Annotated in this window: 15 protein-coding genes; 6 read left to right on the top strand and 9 right to left on the bottom strand. The window is 69.0% G+C overall.

Annotated elements, in window-relative coordinates:
• Positions 1-40: 40 nt before the first annotated feature.
• The 3 genes from AB0I81_RS15435 to AB0I81_RS15445 form a co-directional block, all read right to left on the bottom strand.
• Positions 41-1,390 carry a cytochrome b N-terminal domain-containing protein gene (locus AB0I81_RS15435; protein WP_360656214.1) on the bottom strand — a complete coding sequence of 450 codons (1,350 nt, stop codon included), beginning with the start codon at positions 1,388-1,390 and terminating at the stop codon, positions 41-43.
• A gap of 109 nt (positions 1,391-1,499) precedes the next feature.
• Complete coding sequence (locus tag AB0I81_RS15440) at positions 1,500-2,039, bottom strand: EF-hand domain-containing protein (RefSeq protein ID WP_360656217.1); 540 nt, start codon at positions 2,037-2,039, stop codon at positions 1,500-1,502.
• Positions 2,040-2,092: 53 nt separating this feature from the next.
• On the bottom strand, positions 2,093-3,373 hold the full coding sequence (locus AB0I81_RS15445; protein WP_360656220.1) for an MFS transporter: 1,281 nt from the start codon (positions 3,371-3,373) through the stop codon (positions 2,093-2,095).
• A gap of 136 nt (positions 3,374-3,509) precedes the next feature.
• Here AB0I81_RS15445 and AB0I81_RS15450 point away from each other — a divergent pair, with 136 nt between their 5' ends.
• From AB0I81_RS15450 to AB0I81_RS15460, 3 genes are read left to right on the top strand one after another with little or no spacing between them, the layout of a single operon-like run.
• Complete coding sequence (locus tag AB0I81_RS15450) at positions 3,510-4,415, top strand: DUF6772 family protein (protein ID WP_360656223.1); 906 nt, start codon at positions 3,510-3,512, stop codon at positions 4,413-4,415.
• A 5-nt stretch (positions 4,416-4,420) separates the two neighbouring features.
• On the top strand, positions 4,421-4,750 hold the full coding sequence (locus tag AB0I81_RS15455) for a hypothetical protein (protein ID WP_360656227.1): 330 nt from the start codon (positions 4,421-4,423) through the stop codon (positions 4,748-4,750).
• Between the two features lie 16 nt (positions 4,751-4,766).
• On the top strand, positions 4,767-5,804 hold the full coding sequence (locus AB0I81_RS15460) for a LacI family DNA-binding transcriptional regulator (protein WP_360656230.1): 1,038 nt from the start codon (positions 4,767-4,769) through the stop codon (positions 5,802-5,804).
• A gap of 1 nt (position 5,805) precedes the next feature.
• Here AB0I81_RS15460 and AB0I81_RS15465 read toward each other — a convergent pair whose 3' ends face one another.
• From AB0I81_RS15465 to AB0I81_RS15490, 6 genes are all read right to left on the bottom strand, one after another.
• Entirely contained in the window at positions 5,806-6,888 is a 1,083-nt protein-coding gene (locus AB0I81_RS15465; protein WP_360656233.1) for a hypothetical protein, read from the bottom strand.
• Positions 6,889-6,966: 78 nt separating this feature from the next.
• Entirely contained in the window at positions 6,967-10,533 is a 3,567-nt protein-coding gene (locus AB0I81_RS15470) for a polysaccharide lyase family 8 super-sandwich domain-containing protein (protein WP_360656236.1), read from the bottom strand.
• 22 nt (positions 10,534-10,555) lie between these two features.
• The gene (locus tag AB0I81_RS15475; RefSeq protein WP_360656239.1) at positions 10,556-11,614 is read right to left on the bottom strand and encodes a hypothetical protein; all 1,059 of its coding nucleotides are present in this window, start codon (positions 11,612-11,614) and stop codon (positions 10,556-10,558) included.
• Positions 11,611-12,447 (bottom strand): carbohydrate ABC transporter permease, encoded by an 837-nt coding sequence (locus AB0I81_RS15480; RefSeq protein WP_360656242.1) that lies wholly within the window; start codon positions 12,445-12,447, stop codon positions 11,611-11,613. Before AB0I81_RS15480 ends, AB0I81_RS15475 begins: the two co-directional genes overlap by 4 nt.
• Positions 12,444-13,322, bottom strand: coding sequence for a sugar ABC transporter permease (locus AB0I81_RS15485; protein ID WP_360656245.1), 879 nt, complete (start codon positions 13,320-13,322; stop codon positions 12,444-12,446). The genes AB0I81_RS15480 and AB0I81_RS15485 overlap by 4 nt, the downstream gene beginning before the upstream one ends.
• 5 nt (positions 13,323-13,327) lie before the next feature.
• Positions 13,328-14,629 carry an extracellular solute-binding protein gene (locus tag AB0I81_RS15490; protein WP_360656247.1) on the bottom strand — a complete coding sequence of 434 codons (1,302 nt, stop codon included), beginning with the start codon at positions 14,627-14,629 and terminating at the stop codon, positions 13,328-13,330.
• Positions 14,630-14,777: 148 nt separating this feature from the next.
• Here AB0I81_RS15490 and AB0I81_RS15495 point away from each other — a divergent pair, with 148 nt between their 5' ends.
• The 3 genes from AB0I81_RS15495 to AB0I81_RS15505 all read left to right on the top strand — a co-directional run bounded on the left by AB0I81_RS15495 (position 14,778) and on the right by AB0I81_RS15505 (position 17,431).
• Entirely contained in the window at positions 14,778-15,806 is a 1,029-nt protein-coding gene (locus AB0I81_RS15495; RefSeq protein ID WP_360656250.1) for a LacI family DNA-binding transcriptional regulator, read from the top strand.
• Positions 15,807-15,843: 37 nt separating this feature from the next.
• Positions 15,844-16,359 carry a GNAT family protein gene (locus AB0I81_RS15500; protein ID WP_360656253.1) on the top strand — a complete coding sequence of 172 codons (516 nt, stop codon included), beginning with the start codon at positions 15,844-15,846 and terminating at the stop codon, positions 16,357-16,359.
• A gap of 388 nt (positions 16,360-16,747) precedes the next feature.
• Positions 16,748-17,431, top strand: a complete 684-nt coding sequence (locus AB0I81_RS15505; protein ID WP_360656256.1) for a response regulator transcription factor — start codon at positions 16,748-16,750, stop codon at positions 17,429-17,431.
• The last annotated feature ends 62 nt before the right edge of the window (positions 17,432-17,493 follow it).

A 17,493-nucleotide genomic window follows, 5' to 3' on the forward strand; every position in this document is an offset into this window, starting at 1 on the left:
CGGACCGTCATCACCCTGACGCCGCCACTGATATCGGTGGTCAGGCCGATCGGCTCAGCTCCCGCTCCGGGCGCACCGGTGCCATCCGCTCATGGAATCCGCCGTCGGGGGAGCGGGTGATGATCCCGGTCTCCCTGCCGTGCTCGGCCACGTCTCGGTCCGAATGCTGGAGTGCGAGGCAGATCCACCGGGTGATGACGAAGGCGACGACGGGGCCGATGAGCACGGCGTACCGGAAGAAGATCGTCACGGCGTTGACGGTGAGCTGGAACTGATGGGCGATCTGGTCGTTGGCCGCGGCCGCCCACAGCAGGCCGTAGAACGTGATGCCGGCGGCGGCGATGGCCGTCTTCACGGGCGTGTCGCGCGGCCGGTCGAGCAGGTCGCGGGCGGTGCGGCGGGCGCTTCTGGTGCGGTTCGACGCGTCGCGTCGTGCCAGGAAGAAACGTTCGGCCGACGGGTACGCGGCCAGCGCGGTGAAGAAGATGCCGGGGATCACCACCGTGGGGACGAGGACGGCGAGGCTGAGCGTGTGGTTCCCGAGGGTGAGCTCCCAGCCGGGCATGATCCGGAGGGCGCCGTCGAGGAAGCCCATGTACCAGTCGGGCACCGAGCCGGCCGAGATCTGCGTCGGCTTGGCGGGGCCGTACAGCCAGATCGGGGCGATCTGGAAGCCGAACGCGAGGATGATCAGCATGCCGACCGTCGCGGCCGCCATCAGCGGGCGGGCCCTGCGCCGCGCCGGCAGCGAGGCGACGAACCGCGAGTGGCCGTGCCGGCGTACCAGCAGCTCGCGGGTGAGCAGCAGGGCGGCCATGAGGGCCGCGAGCAGCAGGTGCGCGCCGTACATGACCGGAATGACGGTGTCACCGGGGAAGCCCGAGCCGAACAGCAGCGACATCAGCCACGCGCCCGCCACCGGGATGGACTGCACGACCGACATCATCAGCCACAGGCTCCCGCCCGACAACATGTCATCGGGCAGGGCGTTGCCGGTCTCGCCCGCGAACATGCCCAGCGCCAGCAGCGCCACCCAGATCAGCCACTGGCGGATCCGCGGGCGGCGGAACGCGCCGGTGAGGAACATGCGCAGCAGTTGCAGCACGACGGCCGCCACGAAGACGAGCGCCGCCCAGTGGTGCAGCTGCCGGATGAGCAGGCCGCCGCGCACCTCCAGGCTCAGGTGCATGGTCGAGTCGAACGCCTGGCTGACGAGTAGCCCGCGCAGCGGGGCGTACGAACCGTCGTAGGTCACCTGGGTCATGCCGGGGTCGTAGAAGAACATGAGCATCGCGCCGGTCACCAGCAGGACGACGAACGACCAGACGGCGATCTCGGCGAACATGAACGACCAGTGGGAGAACTGGAACGAGCGGCGTATGGCCGGCAACGAACGCATTTTGGGCCCCCTAACCTTGCCTACACACAAGACGAGGTGGGGCCGGCGGATGTGACGCCGTCAGGGGCCCCGGCGGACGTGAATCACGTCACTACGGGGGTCACCTGCTCCCGCCCAGGAACATGTCCACCTCGGGGTCGCCTTCGAGGTAGTACCTGGTCCACGCCGCCCGGTACTCCTCGCGGGAGACGACGTCGTCGCCGTCGGCGTCGATCTTCCCGGCGGTCACGCCGGCCTCCTCCGCCGTCAGGCCGGCGCTCTCCAGGGCGGCCCGCAGTTCGGCCTGGTCGATCCGGCCGTCGTCGTTGGCGTCGATCACCGCGAACTCCGCGTCCATCGCGTCGTCGAGGCTCCGCGTGAACTGTCCCGCGCTGCTCAGCCCGTTGCCCATGGCCTCGATGAACTCGTCGCGGGTGATCCTCCCGTTGGCGTCCGCGTCGGCGTACCGGCGGAGGATCTCCCAGAGCTGCCGGTACGCGTCACGAAGCGCCCGGCCCTTGGCGGAGTCGTCGGGCAGGTTGTGGGCCTGCGCGATGCCGGTGGCCAGGGCCGCCATGTCATCCGATCCGATCGCGTTGTTGCCGTTGACGTCGAACAGGTCGAAGGTGCGGCCGTACCGGAAGGTCGTGACGTCGCTCATGGTGACCTCTTTCGTAAATCTTGACCTACTACTTAAGGTCACCATGAATTGCTCTACGTAGTCAACCGTGAGAGATGGGCGGGTTCGCTGATGAAGCGGGTGCCGAGCGCCGAGAGCAGGCACAGTGCGGCGGACACCGCCACGATGGGCCAGGTCTGGCCGCCGGACCAGTCGTCGAGCCAGGCCGCCACGAAGGGGATGCAGCCGCCGACGACGGCCCCGGCGATCTCCCGGGTGAAGGTGACGCCGGTGTAGCGGTAGCGCACGTCGAACAGCTCCGACATCATCGTGGCCTGCGAGGCGAGCGTCAGGTCGTTGCAGAGCGTGAAGATCATCACGAAGGCGGCCCAGATCACGACGGGCGTGCCGGTGTCGAGCATGAAGAAGAAGGGGTAGAACAGCACCGCCGCCGCCACCGACCCGGCGACCATCACCGGGCGCCGCCCGTACCGGTCGCACAACCAGCCCGCGGTGGGCACGGTGACGAGCTTGACCAGGTTGGCGATCACCACGCCCATCAGGCCGACCCACGACTCGGCCCGCACGTGCGTGGTCAGGTAGGTCAGGGCGTAGACGGAGGGCAGGTAGCTGATCACGTTCGGCGCGATGCTGATGAGCATGCCGGGAATGATCTTGTGGCGGGAGGAGGCGAACAGCGCCCGCAGCGGCGCCTGCACCTGCTCGCCGCTGTCGCGGGTCGCGCGGAACTCCGGGCTGTCGGAGACCTTCATCCGCACGATCACGCCGGCCACCGCGACCAGGACGCTGAGCAGGAACGGGATGCGCCAGCCGTAGTCGATGAACGCCTCGTCCGACATGAGCGCGGAGACCAGGAAGAACACGCCCGTCGCGACCAGCGAGCCGACCGCGTTGCCGAGCGTCGGGGCGCTGGCGTTCAGGCCGCGTGAGCGGGTCTCGGCGTGCTCGGCGGACAGGAGCATGGCGCCCGCGTACTCGCCGCCCGCGCCGAGTCCCTGCACCACGCGCAGCGCCACGAGCAGGATCGGCGCGGCGGGGCCGATGGCGGCGTAGGAGGGCAGCAGGCCGATCAGCGTGGAGGCCGCGGCCATCAGCATCAGGGTGACGAAGAGCATCGTCCGGCGGCCGACGCGGTCGCCGAGCACGCCGATGACGATGCCGCCCACGGGCCGGGCGAAGAACCCGACGGCGAAGGTGGCCAGCGAGGACAGGGTCGCCGCCACCGGGTCGTCCGAAGGGAAGAACACCTGTGGCAGCACCAGCGCGGCGGCGGTGCCGTAGAGGGAGAAGTCGTACCACTCCAGGGCGGTGCCGACGGTGGAGGCGATCGTGGCCCGGTTGACCCGTTGCGTCATCCTGAACTCCTCAATTGCGTCTCAACGTCTAGCCCATTAACGTTAATGTGGCCGTAACAATATGATTGGCCTGGTTGGCAGGTCAAGGCTTTCGGTCATCGAGCCGACCACATGAGCGTTAATGAAGGGACTGCGTATGGAACCCGCCAGTGTCGGGCTGTCGAAGTACGATCCGCTGGGCCGGATCCTGTGCTTCGACCGGTTCGACTCCACCACCCACGGCTGGACCGAGCTGATCGGCAACTACAACGGCCGGGGCGACCTCGGCACGGTCGACGACCACATGCGCGACTTCCGGCCGCCGCAGCTGTCCTCCTGCTCCTTCTTCGACGTCGGCACGCACGGCACGCTCAGCGGGAACTACGCGCTCAAGCTCGCCACCCGCCCCTACCGGGGGCACACGGCCACCGGCATCCGCAGGCTGACCATGGCGGGGCGCGGCCGGGTGCGGATCGAGACCTACTTCGCGTTCAAGGCGGAGGCGACCCTCGGCCACGACCTGCCCGCCAGCGTCGCCTGGGACGGCAACCGGCACCCCTCGGAGGCGCAGTTCGGCGCGTTCACCGTGGCCACCGACATCTGCGCGGACAACGGGACGCGCTACCACAACGTGATCCGCTACCAGAACACCAACCTGGCCGGCGAGATGACCCAGCGGTGGATGTACCCGATCGTGCCCGAGCCGACGCCGCGCGACCACCAGGAGGGCAGGTTCGCCCTGCCGTACGCGGCCGACTTCACCGCGCCCGACCCCGACGACTGGCGCACCTTCGACGAGCCGCTGGAGTTGTGCGTCAACGAGGTGCCCACCAAGATCAACTGGCACTACCTGCGCTGGGACATCGACACGGCGACCCGGTCGAACGTGGAACTGCGCCTCAACGACCGCGTGATGGACATGAGCGACGTGCCCGTGCCGATCTACCCCGACCGCTACGGCACGCTGGACAACCTGCTCAACTTCTACTTCTCCGTCCGCACCCACGCCGACATCCGCAACTTCCTCTTCCTCGACTCCGTGCTCATCTCCGTGGATTGGTGACGACGATGCGATCGACCATGACCGCGGTGCTGGAACGCGCCGCGCTGGTGAACGACGAGCTCGCCACCGAGCCGTACGAACTGCCCTGGGCCCATGAGGCACGCTTCTTCGTCCAGGTGCACGAGCTGACCGGCGGGCTGGAGCTGACCACGGAGATCTCCCCGGACGGCCTGACCTGGTGCCCGGCCGACGTGCCGGCCGTCCGCGTCGAGACGCCCGGGATGGCCAGCTGGCTCGTCACCGGCTTCGGCCAGTGGCTGCGCGTACGCTGCCGGGTTTCCGGCGACACGGCTCCGGCTGCCAGACTGCGGATCTACCTGGTGGGCAAGAGCTGAGCCGGAGGATGACGGGATGGCACGTTCGCAACGGGTGACGCTACGCGATGTCGCCGACCGGCTGGGCCTGTCGGCGAACACCGTGTCGCGCGCGCTGGCCGGCAAGGACCAGGTCAGCGAGGCCACCAGGGACATGATCAGGGCCGAGGCCAAGCGCCTCGGCTACGTCCCGAACAGCCACGCCCGCTCGCTCGTGTCCGGCCGCACCATGGTCGTCGGGCTGGTCATCACCAACCCGTCGAACCCGTTCTACGCCGCGCTCATCTCCGCAGTCGAACGGCAGTGCCGCGCGGCCGGCTACTCCGTGCTGCTCCTGGTGACCGAGGACTCGGAGGACAACGAGGAGCGCGCGGTCCAGCAGTTGCTGCGCACCAGCGTGGACGGCGTGCTGGGCGTCGCCACCGAGTGCAGGAGCGACGTGTGGGACGGGCTGAGCGGGGCCGGCATCCCGGTCGTTCAGCTCAGCCGCGACATTCCCGGCCGCGGGATGGACTTCGTCGGCATCGACGTGGAGTCGGCCATCCACGAGGCGGTGGTCCGGGTGGCCCGTACCGGCGTGCGCCGCATCTGGCTGCTGGAGGAGGACCTGCGCGTCAGTACGGTCGCCGCCAGGACCGCGGGTTTCCGGCGCGCGCTCGACGACCTGGGCATCGCCCACGCGCACTCCCTCGTGCTGAAGGTGCCCACCCGCCGCACCAGCGGCGCCACCCTGCCCTGGCGTCCCGACGACGCCTACGCCCTGGCCGCCAACCTGATCACCCCCGGCAACCACCCGGACCTGGTGGTCACCGCGAACGACTACTTCGCGCTGGGCGTCTACCAGGCGATCAGGGAGTGCGGTCTGGCCGTACCCGACGACGTTCGCGTCCTCGGGTACGGCGACCACCCGTTCGCCGGTTACCTCCAGCCGGCGCTGAGCACGATCAGGCTGCCGGCCGAGGAGGTGGGCACGGCCGCGGTCGATCTGCTCCTGCGCCGCATCGCCGACCCGGACCGCCCCCGGACCAGCACCCGCCTGCACGCCGGACTCGTCGAACGCCAGTCGACGGGGTGAATCACCTGGGCGTCCCCGCGAGCCGGAGGTCCGCGTAGGACATGTTGTGGTCGGAGCGGAGCAGTTCGTCCACGGCGCCGGACGTCTGGAGGGTCTGCGGGATCTGCGTCCACCGGCGGACCTGGGTTCCCTTCCTGACGAAGATGTGATCGATCTTCTCCCCGGCGGGAAGCGGGATCTTCCCGCCGTTGAACGAGGCGTACTCGTCGCCGGCGCGGCGTTCGGCGACGGCGTGCGCGTCCACGAAGCCCACGTCGGAGAAGGCGTCCACCGCGCTCGCCGCCTCGGCGGCGGAGCCCGAGTTCATGTCGCCGGCGAACACGATCGGCAACTTCCTGGTCTCCGGGTTGTGCAGGACGAGTTCCTCGGCCGTCCGCCGCGCGTCGCCGTACCGCACCTGGTCCCAGTTCTTGGTCCAGCCGTTGGGGTCGGTGGCGCCGTTCGCCCGGTACTCCAGGTGCATGTCCACCACGACCAGCCGGGCTCCCGTCGCCTTCTCGCGCAGGACGTTCCAGGTCATGGTCTTGCCGTAGATCTCGGTCGAGTCGGGCAACCAGAACAGGTCATGGGGCAGCTCACGGCCCCGCGTGTCCAGATGGGAGTAGCGGGAGGCGTCGTAGTAGGTGAAACGGCCGGCGCCGGACTTGAGCGGGTAGCCGTACCACGGATGACGGGCGCCGGCGTAGTCCGCGGGCGCCTCGGCATAACCGTGCTTGGCCAGCGCGGCCGTCAACGGGGCGCGGAAGGACTCGACGTCCACGCCCACCTGGGTCGGGGTCGGGTTGTTGCCGATCTCCTGCGTGGCGACGATCCCCAGCCCGGCCTCGTCGATGTCGGCGGCCACGGCCTCGGCGCGGCCGTCGGCCCAGGGTTTGAGCTTGGTCGCGCAGTCGCGGCCGATCACCCGCTCGCACTCCTCCTTGGTCGGCAGGCAACCCTGGCCGCACACGTTGTACGTGCCCACGCGGACGTCGATGCCCCGCCCGTGGCCGTCGGCGGCGATGGCCACGGGCGCGTTCCCGAGCGCCAGGAAGGCGACGGGAACGGCGATCATCATCCTGCTGGAACGTCGTCTCAAAGGCATGTCAGCACCTAACATTAACGTTAATGTGGCCTTGTGGGACGAAACGGTACAGGTGATGCCGGGGAACCGGAAGAGGCACTACGCCGCGCCGCTCACCTCGATGTAGCAGAGCGCGTACTCCGGACCGGCGGCATGAGTGAGCAGCAGCGCCCCCGAGCCGGACGGGCCGGCGGTCACCGGGATCTCGATCCGGCCGTCCTCATCGACCACGGCGGGACCGGAGACTCCCGTTCCGCCGAAGGCTGCCACGCTCACCCGGTCGGTGGCTTCCCACGGGGTCAGATGGGCGTTGACGGTGCCGGGCCTGCCGGCCTCCAAGGTGGTGGGCTCGCAGCTCAGGTCATGGCCGCTGTAGACCTCCAGCTCCCAGATCGACATCCCGTACCGGGTGGCGGGGACGCCCTCGACGCGCACGTACCTGCCCTCGACGGGAGAGCGGCCGATCGTGTCCGTGAGCTGGCTCTGCGGCTTGCGCACGTGGGCGAACTCCGTCCACCGCACGCCGTCGGCCGAGACCTTGACCGTGTAGTCCGTGGCGGTGGCCGCCTCCCAGAGGATCTTCACCTGGCTGACCGGGCGCGGCTGGCCCAGGTCGATCTGCGCCCAGCGGGGGGTGATGGGCGGGTTCTCGCGCTGGGAGGCCCAGCGGGTGGTGGCGTCGCCGTCGTTGACCAGGGCCGCGCGGACGGAGTCGGCATGGGCGGAGTCCACGGTGACCGGCCGGTTCAGCGCCAGGTTCTCCCGGGGCGCGGCCGGCGGTCCCGGCAGTTGCTCCTCCGCGAACGCCTCGACCTCCCAGAGCGAGGGCCCGTACTGCGCGTTGTCCCGCTGCAGGGTCTGGATCCGCAGGTAGCGGCCGGTGGCCTGGACGGGCAGGACGTCGCGCCCGCCGTCGCTGCCCGGCCCGGGAGTGCGGTAGACCTCCGTCCAGGTCGTGCCGTCGTCGGAGACCTGCAGCGCGTACTGCCTGGCGAAGGCGCTCTCCCAGCTCAGCCGTACGGTACGCAGGGTCCTGCGCGAGCCGAGGTCCACCCGCAGCCAGGTCGAGTCGCTGGCCGGGCCCTGCCATCGGGTCGTCATGTCGCCGTCCACGGCCATGCCCGGCGTACGGTCTCCCGTGCTGCCGTCGGCGGTGGCGGGCCGGCCATGGGCGAGGTTGACCACACTGGTGGCCGACATCTCGGCGACGTCGTAGCCGCCGCGGCCCGAGAGCATGAGCACCCGTGCGAACCGGGCCCGCGTCCCGCCGACCGGCGTGTTCACCTCCGCGCCCGTGCCGTTCGTGACGAACTCGTGGTCCCGCCAGGTCACGCCGTCGAGCGAGCTCTGCACGACGTACCTGGTGGCGGCCCGCCCGCCCCATGTCAGCCGGACGCCGGTCAGCAGGGATCCCCTGGGCAGCTCGTACCGCAGCCACTGGTAGTTCCGGCGGTCCGAGCGCCAGCTCGTCCTCGGGTCGCCGTCGCCCGCGAGCGCCGGCGCGGTCGTGGCCGTGCTGGCGGTGAGCCGCAGGTCAGGGGCCTCGGGGGTGTCGGTGAACCCCTGGGTGACCGGCTTGCCGAGCTCGGTGCCCGAGCCCAGCTGGAAGACGGCGTACCGGGGCTTGCCCGCTCCGGTGAGCGTGACGGTGAGGGCGGCGTCGGGGACGTCGGGGACGGAGACGGTCACCTTCGGGTTCGCGCCCTTGCCGTCGAGCATCACCAGGCTCGGCCGGTCGGCCGACAGGGTCCGGCCCCGGCCGAGATCGAGCGTGCCGGGCTTGGTGAACACGGCCATCGTGCGGCCCAGGCGATCGTGCGTGACGGCCTGGACGTCGGCGTCGTTACGGAGGATGCGCACGGCGGGATGCCGGGCGTAGGCGCGGGTCTTGGCGGGGGAGGCGTTGGGCAGCACGATGTAGGCGTAGCCGGCGCCTTCTGGCTTGACCCCGTGGTCGAGGTAGAGCGTGAAGGCGTTCCTGGTGACCGGCTCGTGGCCGATCCAACTGCCCGTCTGCGCCTTGTTGGAGACGCGCAACGCGCCACCGGTCGGCAGGACATATCCGGTTTTGTCGTTGTATGCCCAGCTCGCGCCGTCCCGGGCCTCGCGGTCGGCGCCGTGCGGCACCGCAGCGCCGTTCACGGAGGTGGTGCCGCGGGCGACCGCCTGGTTGAGCGTGGTGTAGACCGGCCCGCTCGCGGCGGAGGAGATGCCGGTGCCGAGCGCCACCATCTCGTCGTCGAAGGTGAAGTAGCTCTTGGTGCCCTTGGTCTGGCCCTTGTCGAGCTGGAGGGTGGTCGCGCCGTACCTGCCGTCGGACACGCCGCCGACAAAGCTGCCCGCGTTCCTGCTGACCCCGGGGGTGGTCTTGAGCTGGTACGGGTTGGTCACGCCCGGGTACTGGTACCAGTCGAAGGCGGGATAGAGGCCGGTGTACTCGTCACCGTCCACCTGGATGGCGGTCACTCCGGCGGAGTTCCACTCGATCTCGTTGCCGATCTCCGGCCGGAGCGTCGATCGGTACTCGCCCGGTACGGTCCGCGCCGAGTTGAGCCTGGTGTAGATGGAATAGCCGGGACGGGCGTGGCCGCTGAACTCCGACCGCCAGAAGTACTTGTCGCCGTCCGTGCCGTTGGAGGCCGCCGTGCCCATGATGTTGTCGAGCATGCGCCGGTAGGCGGCCGCGTTCAGCGCGTCGGTCCTGATCATCGCCTGGAGGGGCTCGATGAACTCCGCGGCCCCGGTCGAGATGCCCTGCACCGTCCTGGCCGGCCGGTAGCCCAGGTACAGCAGGCCGAACTCGCGCCGCACCATCCACCGCGTGCCGCCCAGGATGTAGCCGGCCACCGCGTCCAACTCGGCACGGTCGAAGGCGAAGGACGTCTCACGGGCGAGGTCCGCCCAGATGGCGACGCTCTTGAAGAGGATCATGCCGTAGCCCTCGCTGTACAACTGCGCGCCGTGCGCCCAGAAGCTCCCGTCCACCTGGACGGCCTCGACGGGCGCCCCCGTGCGGTCCACCGCCAGGGCCTTGGCCATGGTTCGCAGGCCCGCGTCGATGGTGGTCGCGTCCTGCTTGCTGAGCGCCTCGAACAGGTAGTTCTGCGTACGCCAGGAGCCGTTCGCCCCGATCGGGTCGGCGATGCCGGTGTTGTGCTTGAACGCCAGGTCGAGCGCTTCCGGGGCGAGCCGGTCACCCGTCAGGACCGAGACGCGGCCCATCACCATGGACTCGCCGATCTCGGTGTCCCACCAGTTGGTGCCGTCGGGATCGGCCTGCTCCCAGTACGTGAGAGACCGGTTGAGCGCGTCCAGCAGGGCGGGATCGTCCGCACCCGGATGCCCCGGGGTCCGGTACGCCTGCGCGATCGCGTTCATGCGGCTCAGCGCGATCGACGGCTTCCACGTCGCGCCGTTGGCGGAGTTGGTCCTGTCGGCGTAGTCGACGTCGGCCCACGACCCGTCGGGGCGCAGCGAGGCGACGTAGTCCTGCGCCTGCGAGGCGCGGGCCATGACGTTGCCGTTCCAGATGTGGATGTCGTCGCCGAGGGAGATCAGATAGTCGCGGGCGCGGGTCGTCATCGTGGAGATGTCCTGGTCCACGGTGGCGGCCTGGGCAGGGGTGGCGATGAGGGGAAGCAGCAGCAGGGCGATTAAAACGGGCATGCGAAATCTCATCAGTGCCTTCTCAGGGGGTGCGTTCGAGGCGGGCGATGCCGATCTTGGTGTCGGCCATGCCGTAGAAGACGTACAGGGTGCCGTCGATGTCGGCGGCGGTGGTGGGGAAGACGACGTTGGGCACCGTCCCCGACACCTCGTCGTCAGTCTCCGGGCTCAGGAGGGGCTCCTTGGACCTGGACAGGACACGCGCGGGGTCGTCCGCGTCGAGGATCATGGCTCCGGCCGAGTAGACGGCGCCCTGCTGCTGCTCGAACGGGTTGTCGCCGATCGTGCCCGCCGCGCCGTGATGCAGCATGAGCCAGCCCTCGGGCACGCGGATCGGCGCGGGTCCCGCACCCAGTTTCAGTTCCTCGTACGGGTACTCGGGCAGGGCCACGAGGCGGTGACCGCGCAGCCGTACCAGGGTCGAGGCGTCGGCCACTACCTCGGCCAGCGGCACGTAACTGATCCAGATCCCCGGCCGGTCGTCGTGCAGCCCGGACGGCAGCGGGGAGCCCTGACCGGGGCGGATCGTGCCCAGATCCCACATCGGCCGGTGCAACATGGCCAGACTGGACGTCCCGTCAGGTGCGGACACCGGCTCGGGGAAGAACACGGCGTCCTTGTTGGGATAGAGGTTGAGATCCACGTCCAGACCGTCGTCGTAGCCGAACTGCACCGGTCCGAGCCGCCGCCACTCCCGCAGGTCGGCGGAGGTGGCCAGGGCCAGCCGGGGGCCGAGCGGCCCGAAGGCGACGTACGTCATCACGTGCAGCCCGAGCACCGGCAGGTACGTGACCCGCGGATCCTCGACGCCGGCGTTGCCCGCGCCGCGCTCCCAGCCGCGCTCGGGCGCCAGCACCACGCCCTCCCGCCGGACCCCGGCGGGAACCCCGTCCACCACCTCGACCCTGGCCAGGCCGATCCGCGAGACGTTGCCCCGCGCGACCAGCCGGGGGAGCAGGTAGAGCCGTCCGTCGGGCCCCCGGCCGCAGGCGGGGTTCAGCACGCCTTCGGCCTCGAAGGGCTCGTCCTCGTCGGGGGCCATCAGCACGCCGGCCCTGACCAGGCGGTATGGAAAGGTCATCCCTTGATCCCGTCTTCGATGACGCCACGGACGAAGTAGCGCTGGAACGCGACGAACAACACGATCACCGGCACGGCGAGCAGCGTGGACGCGGCGGTGACCGTGCCCCAGTAGTTGCCGCCCCCGGCCGTGGCGTGGGCGCCGGAGCCGAGAATGCCGACCGCCACCGACAGCGGTTGCCAGTAGGTGTCGCGGACGACGAGCAGTCCCCACAGGAAGTCGTTCCACGGCCCGATGAACGTGATCAGCGTCGCGATCAGGAACGCCGGCCTGGTGAGGGGGATCGCGATCTTCCACAGGATGCGCAGGTTCCCGGCGCCGTCGAGGTAGGCGGCGTCGAACAACTCCTGCGGCAGCCCGCGGAAGAACTGGCGGAAGATGATGATCGCGGTCGCGTTGACGGCCATCGGGAAGATCAGCGCCAGGTAGGTCTCCGGGCCCGGCCTGGCCCAGCCCCAGTCGCTGACCATGATGAACAGCGGCACCATGAGCAGCTGGAACGGGAGCGCGAGCGTGAAGAGGATCACCGCGAACAGCGTGTCCCTGCCGCGGAAGCTGAGCCGGGCCAGGGCGTAGCCGGTGATCGAGCCGATCGCGAGCGTGATGGCGACGACGCCCAGGGTGTAGACGACCGAGTTGAGCAGGTTCCAGCTGATCGGCAACTCGGCGAAGATGAACGTCCAGGTGCTGAAGTCCAGGGACGGCGGCACGAGGGAGCCCGTCGAGCCGGGTGGCGACACGCTGGTGATGATCATGAAGTAGAACGGGAAGAGGAAGATCAGCCCGCCCAGGGTCAGGATCGTGTAGCGGACGATACGCGGGATGCGCGTCATGTCGTGCGTTCCTCCAGGAAGCGGCGCTGGAGCAGGACCACCGCGACGACCACGAGGGCGACCACGATCCCGATGGCGGCGGCGTAGCCGAAGTCGAGCGACTGGAAGCCCTTCTGGTACAGGTAGAGGACGGGGGTCATGGTGGAGTTGAGCGGCCCGCCGCCGGTCATCAGGTAGGGCTCGGCGAACACCTGGAAGCCGGTGATCGTGGACAGCGCGATCACCAGGGCGATCGCGGGCCGCAGGCCGGGCAGCGTGACGTGCAGGAAGCGCTGCCACCAGGTGGCGCCGTCGGTGACCGCCGCCTCCTCCAGCGACCTCGGGATGGTCTGCAGCCCGCCGAGGAACAACAACACGTAGAAGCCGAGCGACTTCCACGCCACGACCACCGCGATGGAGGGCATGGCCAGCCACGTGCTCGTCAACCACGGCAGCCCGTCGAACCCGAGGGTCCTGAGGAAGCCGTTGAGTATCCCGTCGTCGGTGGACAACATCCACTTCCACAGCAGCGCCACCACGACGGTCGAGGTCACGTACGGCAGGAAGTAGACCGTGCGGAAGAACGCGCGGCCGGGGAAGCTCGCGTTGAGCGCCACGGCCAGCGCGATCCCGCACACCAGCGTCAGCGGGAGGTTGACGGCCAGGTAGAGCAGGGTGTTGGCGAGCGAGGTGAGGAACAGCGGATCCCGGAACAGGGTGAGGAAGTTGCCCGGGCCCACCCACGGCCGCTCGGCGGAGATCAGGCCCCACTCGTGCAGGGACATGTAGATGGCGAAGCCGAGCGGGTAGGCGACGAAGGTGAGGAAGAAGATCGCGTACGGCAGCGTGTACAACCAGGAGCCGCGGTTGTGCGGCTTGTGTCTCTTACCGCCCACGGCGGTTACTTCCCGACGAGCTGGTCGACCTGGTCGGCGGCCTGCTTCAGGGCCTCGGCGACCGGTTGCCTGCCGTAGATCGCGGCGCTCTGGTAGGCGGTCGACAGGGTCGTGAGCACGTCGATGGTCTTGGTCGACAGGTCCAGGTCCAGCACGCTGCCGGTCTGCTCGACGAACGGCACCAGCAGCGGGTTGTCCTTGAAGAACGCCTCACCGACGTCGTCGGCCAGCGTGGTGCGCAGCGGGATCTGCTTCATCTCCGACAGGAACGCGGCGTCGTTCTCCGCGTTCAGGTAGAACTTCACGAACTCCCAGGACGCGCTCTTGTTCTTTGCCGTGGCGAAGATGACCACGTGCTTGATGTCGCCGTACGTGGTCACGGGGCCGGTGGCCTTGGCATCGGGCACGGGCACGGTGCCGACGCCCGCCTGTTTGGCGACCGGCCCGGTCATGCTCGGGATGTTCCACGGGCCGGAGAAGTAGAACGCGCTCTTGCCCTGGTTGAACGGGTTGGTGTCGTCCAGTCCCGCGCTGCTGCGCGCGTTGTAGCCCTTGGCGAACACCTCCCGCCAGAAGGTCATCGACTCCACGCCGGCCTGCTCGTTGAACGCCGATGCGTCCACCTTCTCGCTCAGCAGGCCGTGCTTGGCGGCGGCCAGGTAGGTGGGGTACCAGTCGAAGTTGCGGTGCCACCAGGTCTGGTCGATCGACTGGGCGATGGGTGCGATGCCGGCGACCTTGAGCGCCTTGAAGGCCGCCAGGTACTCGCTGTAGGTGGCGGGCGGCTTCTCCGCGTCGAGCCCCGCCTTCTTCAGCAGGGCCTTGTTGTGGAACACCATCACCGGGTTGGTGCGCCACGGCACGACGTAGAGCGAGCCGTCGGCGGCGCGGTAGTTGTCCAGGATCGCCTGGCCCGAACGTTGCGTCACGAAGCTCTCGGCGTCGGGGAACTCCTTGCTGAGGTTCAGGACGCCGCCGGACTCCGCCAGGGACGGGGACTGCGCGGTGGACGCGCCGATGAAGAGCTCCGGGGTGCTCTTGGCGGCCACCGCCGCGGCGATGCCGTCCTCCGAGGCGGTGGCGGCGGGCAGGTCCTGCGCGACGAACTTGGTTTCGTGGCCGGCGTTCCACTTCTCGACGACCTTGCGCACGAAGTCGCCCTCCGTCCCGGCGGGCGCCCAGATGGTCAGCGTCTGAGCGCCCGCCGGCTGACCGGCCGGAGCGCCGCCCCGCTCGGCGGAGCAGCCAGCGATGGTGAGCGAGCCTGCCACGGCCACCGCCGCGACGGACTTCCTATTGATCCACACTGGACGTCCCTTCCGTGCTGAACCGGTTGTGCATCGTGAACGTACAGAGATGAATCCTGGGGGTCAAGAGCGTTACCGGCGTTTGTTCAACCGGTTCTGCTAAAGTGTGAAGGATCGTTTACCGGCATTCGGGGGAAGAAAGGGTGTCATGCAGGGGCGTCCGACCATCAACGATGTGGCGCAGGCGGCCGGCGTCTCCAAGAGCGCGGTGTCGTACGCGTTGTCTGGGCGCGGGCGCATCGGCGCGGAGACACGTGAGCGTGTGCTCGCCGTCGCGGCCGAGCTCGGCTGGCAGCCCAGCCAGCAGGCACGCGGCCTGTCCAGCTCGCGCACCTACGCCGTCGGGCTCGTCTTCGCCCGCCCGGCCGAGCTGATCGGCGCCGACCCGTTCTTCGCGCCGTTCATCGCCGGCGTGGAGGCCGAGCTGAGCCACCACAAGTACGCCCTGCTCTCCCAGGTGATCGTGGGCGGCGAGGCCGAAGAGGAGGAGGGCTACCGCCGCCTCGTCAGCGGGGGCCGGGTGGACGGCATGATCCTCACCGACCTGCGCGACATCGACCCCCGCATCGGGTTGCTGCGCGATCTCGGGATGCCGTACGTCGCCGTGGGCCGTCCGATGCAGGCCATCGACGGGCCCGCGGTCAGCAACGACGACTCCGCGTCCGTCACCGCCGCCGTCGATCACCTCGCCGACCTGGGGCACCAGCGCATCGCGCAGGTGTCCGGCTCGCGCGCCCTGGTGCACGGGCTGGAACGCGAGCGGGCCTTCCATCGGGCGCTGGCCGCCCGCGGCCTGTACGCGGGCACGGTGATCCCCGGCGACTTCACCGGTCAGAGCGGCGCCGAGGGGATGTGCGCCCTTCTCGAACTGTCGCCCCGGCCGACCGCGATCATCTTCGCGAACGGGCTCATGGCGATCGCCGGCATGCAGGAGGCCGCGCGTCAGGGTGTTTCGGTGCCTGCCGACGTCTCCGTCGTCGCTCTGGACGACAACCCGATCGCACCTTTTGTCACGCCCGCGCTCACCGCCGTGCACACCGATGTGCTGCTCTGGGGGTCGCTCAGCGCTCGTACGATCATGGCTTGCATCGAGGGCGAGCCGGACACGGCGGACGTCGTGCTCACGAGCGAGCTGGTCGTCCGCGGCTCGACCGCGCCACCACCGCCGCCGGCCTGAAAGCCGCCTGACGGGCCGAGGCTGGGAAGGAGCACGTATGAGCGCGAAGCTTCGGCCGATTCGTGAGGCGGACATCCCGCACCTTGAGACCGGCGCCTCCACTCCCGAAGGCTCGGGGGATTTTCAGTGGTTCGGGTTCCGTACCTTCCATCAGCTGAGGGAGAGAGTGGCGGCGGATGGATGTCTGGGCCCGGACGGAGGCGCCTTCGTCGTTGAGTGCGCGGGTGCGGTCGCGGGATGGGTCACCTGGGTCAAACACTCCTGGGGCCCGGAGGCGACCTCGTGGAACTGGACCATCGGCATCATCCTCTTTCCGGAGTTCCGGGGCAGGGGGATCGGAACCGCCGTCCACAAGGAGCTGGTGGAGTATCTGTTCGCGCACACCCGGGTGGAGCGGATCCAGGCGTCCACGGACCTGAGCAATGTGGCGGAGCGGCGTGCCCTGGAGAAGGCCGGCTTCCGGCAGGAGGGAATACTGAGACGCGCGCAATGGCGCATGGGGAAGTGGCACGACCAGGTCCTCTATGCGGTGGTGCGTGAAGCGCGCGAGTAGAGATCCCTCAGCGCGGGGGCGGGTGCCGGTCGTCCCGTTCCGCGACCTCGTGGGCGCGGGGCTCCAGGGGCCGAAATTCGCCGCGTGGGTCGGCCGTGGGGGGCCGCCGGGGCGCGCTTTTCGGAAAAGTACCTGAACACCCCATGACAACCATGTGGCCGGCGGACCCCGTTGAGAATGACGTTAATACAGTTCCGGCTGGCCCGATATGAGAAAGCAATCCGCGTGAGAGGAGCGAGGTTAGTTCGGTTCCCGGTTGGATAGAAGCGCTGGGGCGCGCCGAGTCTCATCCGGCTTCATCCAGGCCATGCGAGGGCCCGTGACTGGTGACGGCGTGCGATGAAGGGGCGGTGTCGCAGTGGGCGACGAGGCACGATCGGTTCGTATCATGCTCGTGGACGACCAGGAATTCGCTCGCCGGGGCCTCGGCCTCGTTCTAGCCGACCAGCCGGACATCGAAGTCGTGGCCGAGGCAGGCAATGGATCCGACGCCATTTCGCTGGCAGCCGCGCTCCGTCCGGAAATCGTGCTGACGGAGGCGAGACTGCCGGACCTGAACGGTATCGAAATGACTCGGAACCTGCTCCGGCACAGGGATCGGCCAAAAGTCGTCATCGTCACGAGCTTCGATTCCGAGGAATATCTCCTTGGTGCTCTCCAGGCCGGTGCGTGTGGCTACATACTGAAGAGCACGAAGGTTGACGAGTTACTCAACGCGATCCGCGCCGTCGCTCTGGGCGGTGCGGTGATCTGCCCGTGCATGACGCAGCGCCTCATCAACAGGATGCGCAGCCGCCCGCCACTGGAATCCAACGTCGGGGCACGGATGCTGGACACGTTGAGCGCCCGCGAATTTGAAGTGCTGGCGCACATCTCGGTCGGGAAGACCAACAGTGAGATCGCCAAGGAAATGGGGCTTACCACCGCGACCGTGAAGTCACACGTGTCCGGCGTGCTCGCGAAACTGCGGCTGCGCGACCGTGTGCAGGCCGCACTCGTGGGCTACGAGGCAGGCGTCGCGTTCCGAGACCCGGCGGGCAAGGGCCGTACCCCGACGTTCTCGTCGGTCTGAGCGCGTCGCCGGCGGAATTCTCCGGAACGTCATCGCGAATGCATCCCGCGTTCTGTTCTGTC

It is taken from the genome of Nonomuraea sp. NPDC050404 (assembly GCF_040655495.1).
Taxonomy (GTDB): domain Bacteria; phylum Actinomycetota; class Actinomycetes; order Streptosporangiales; family Streptosporangiaceae; genus Nonomuraea.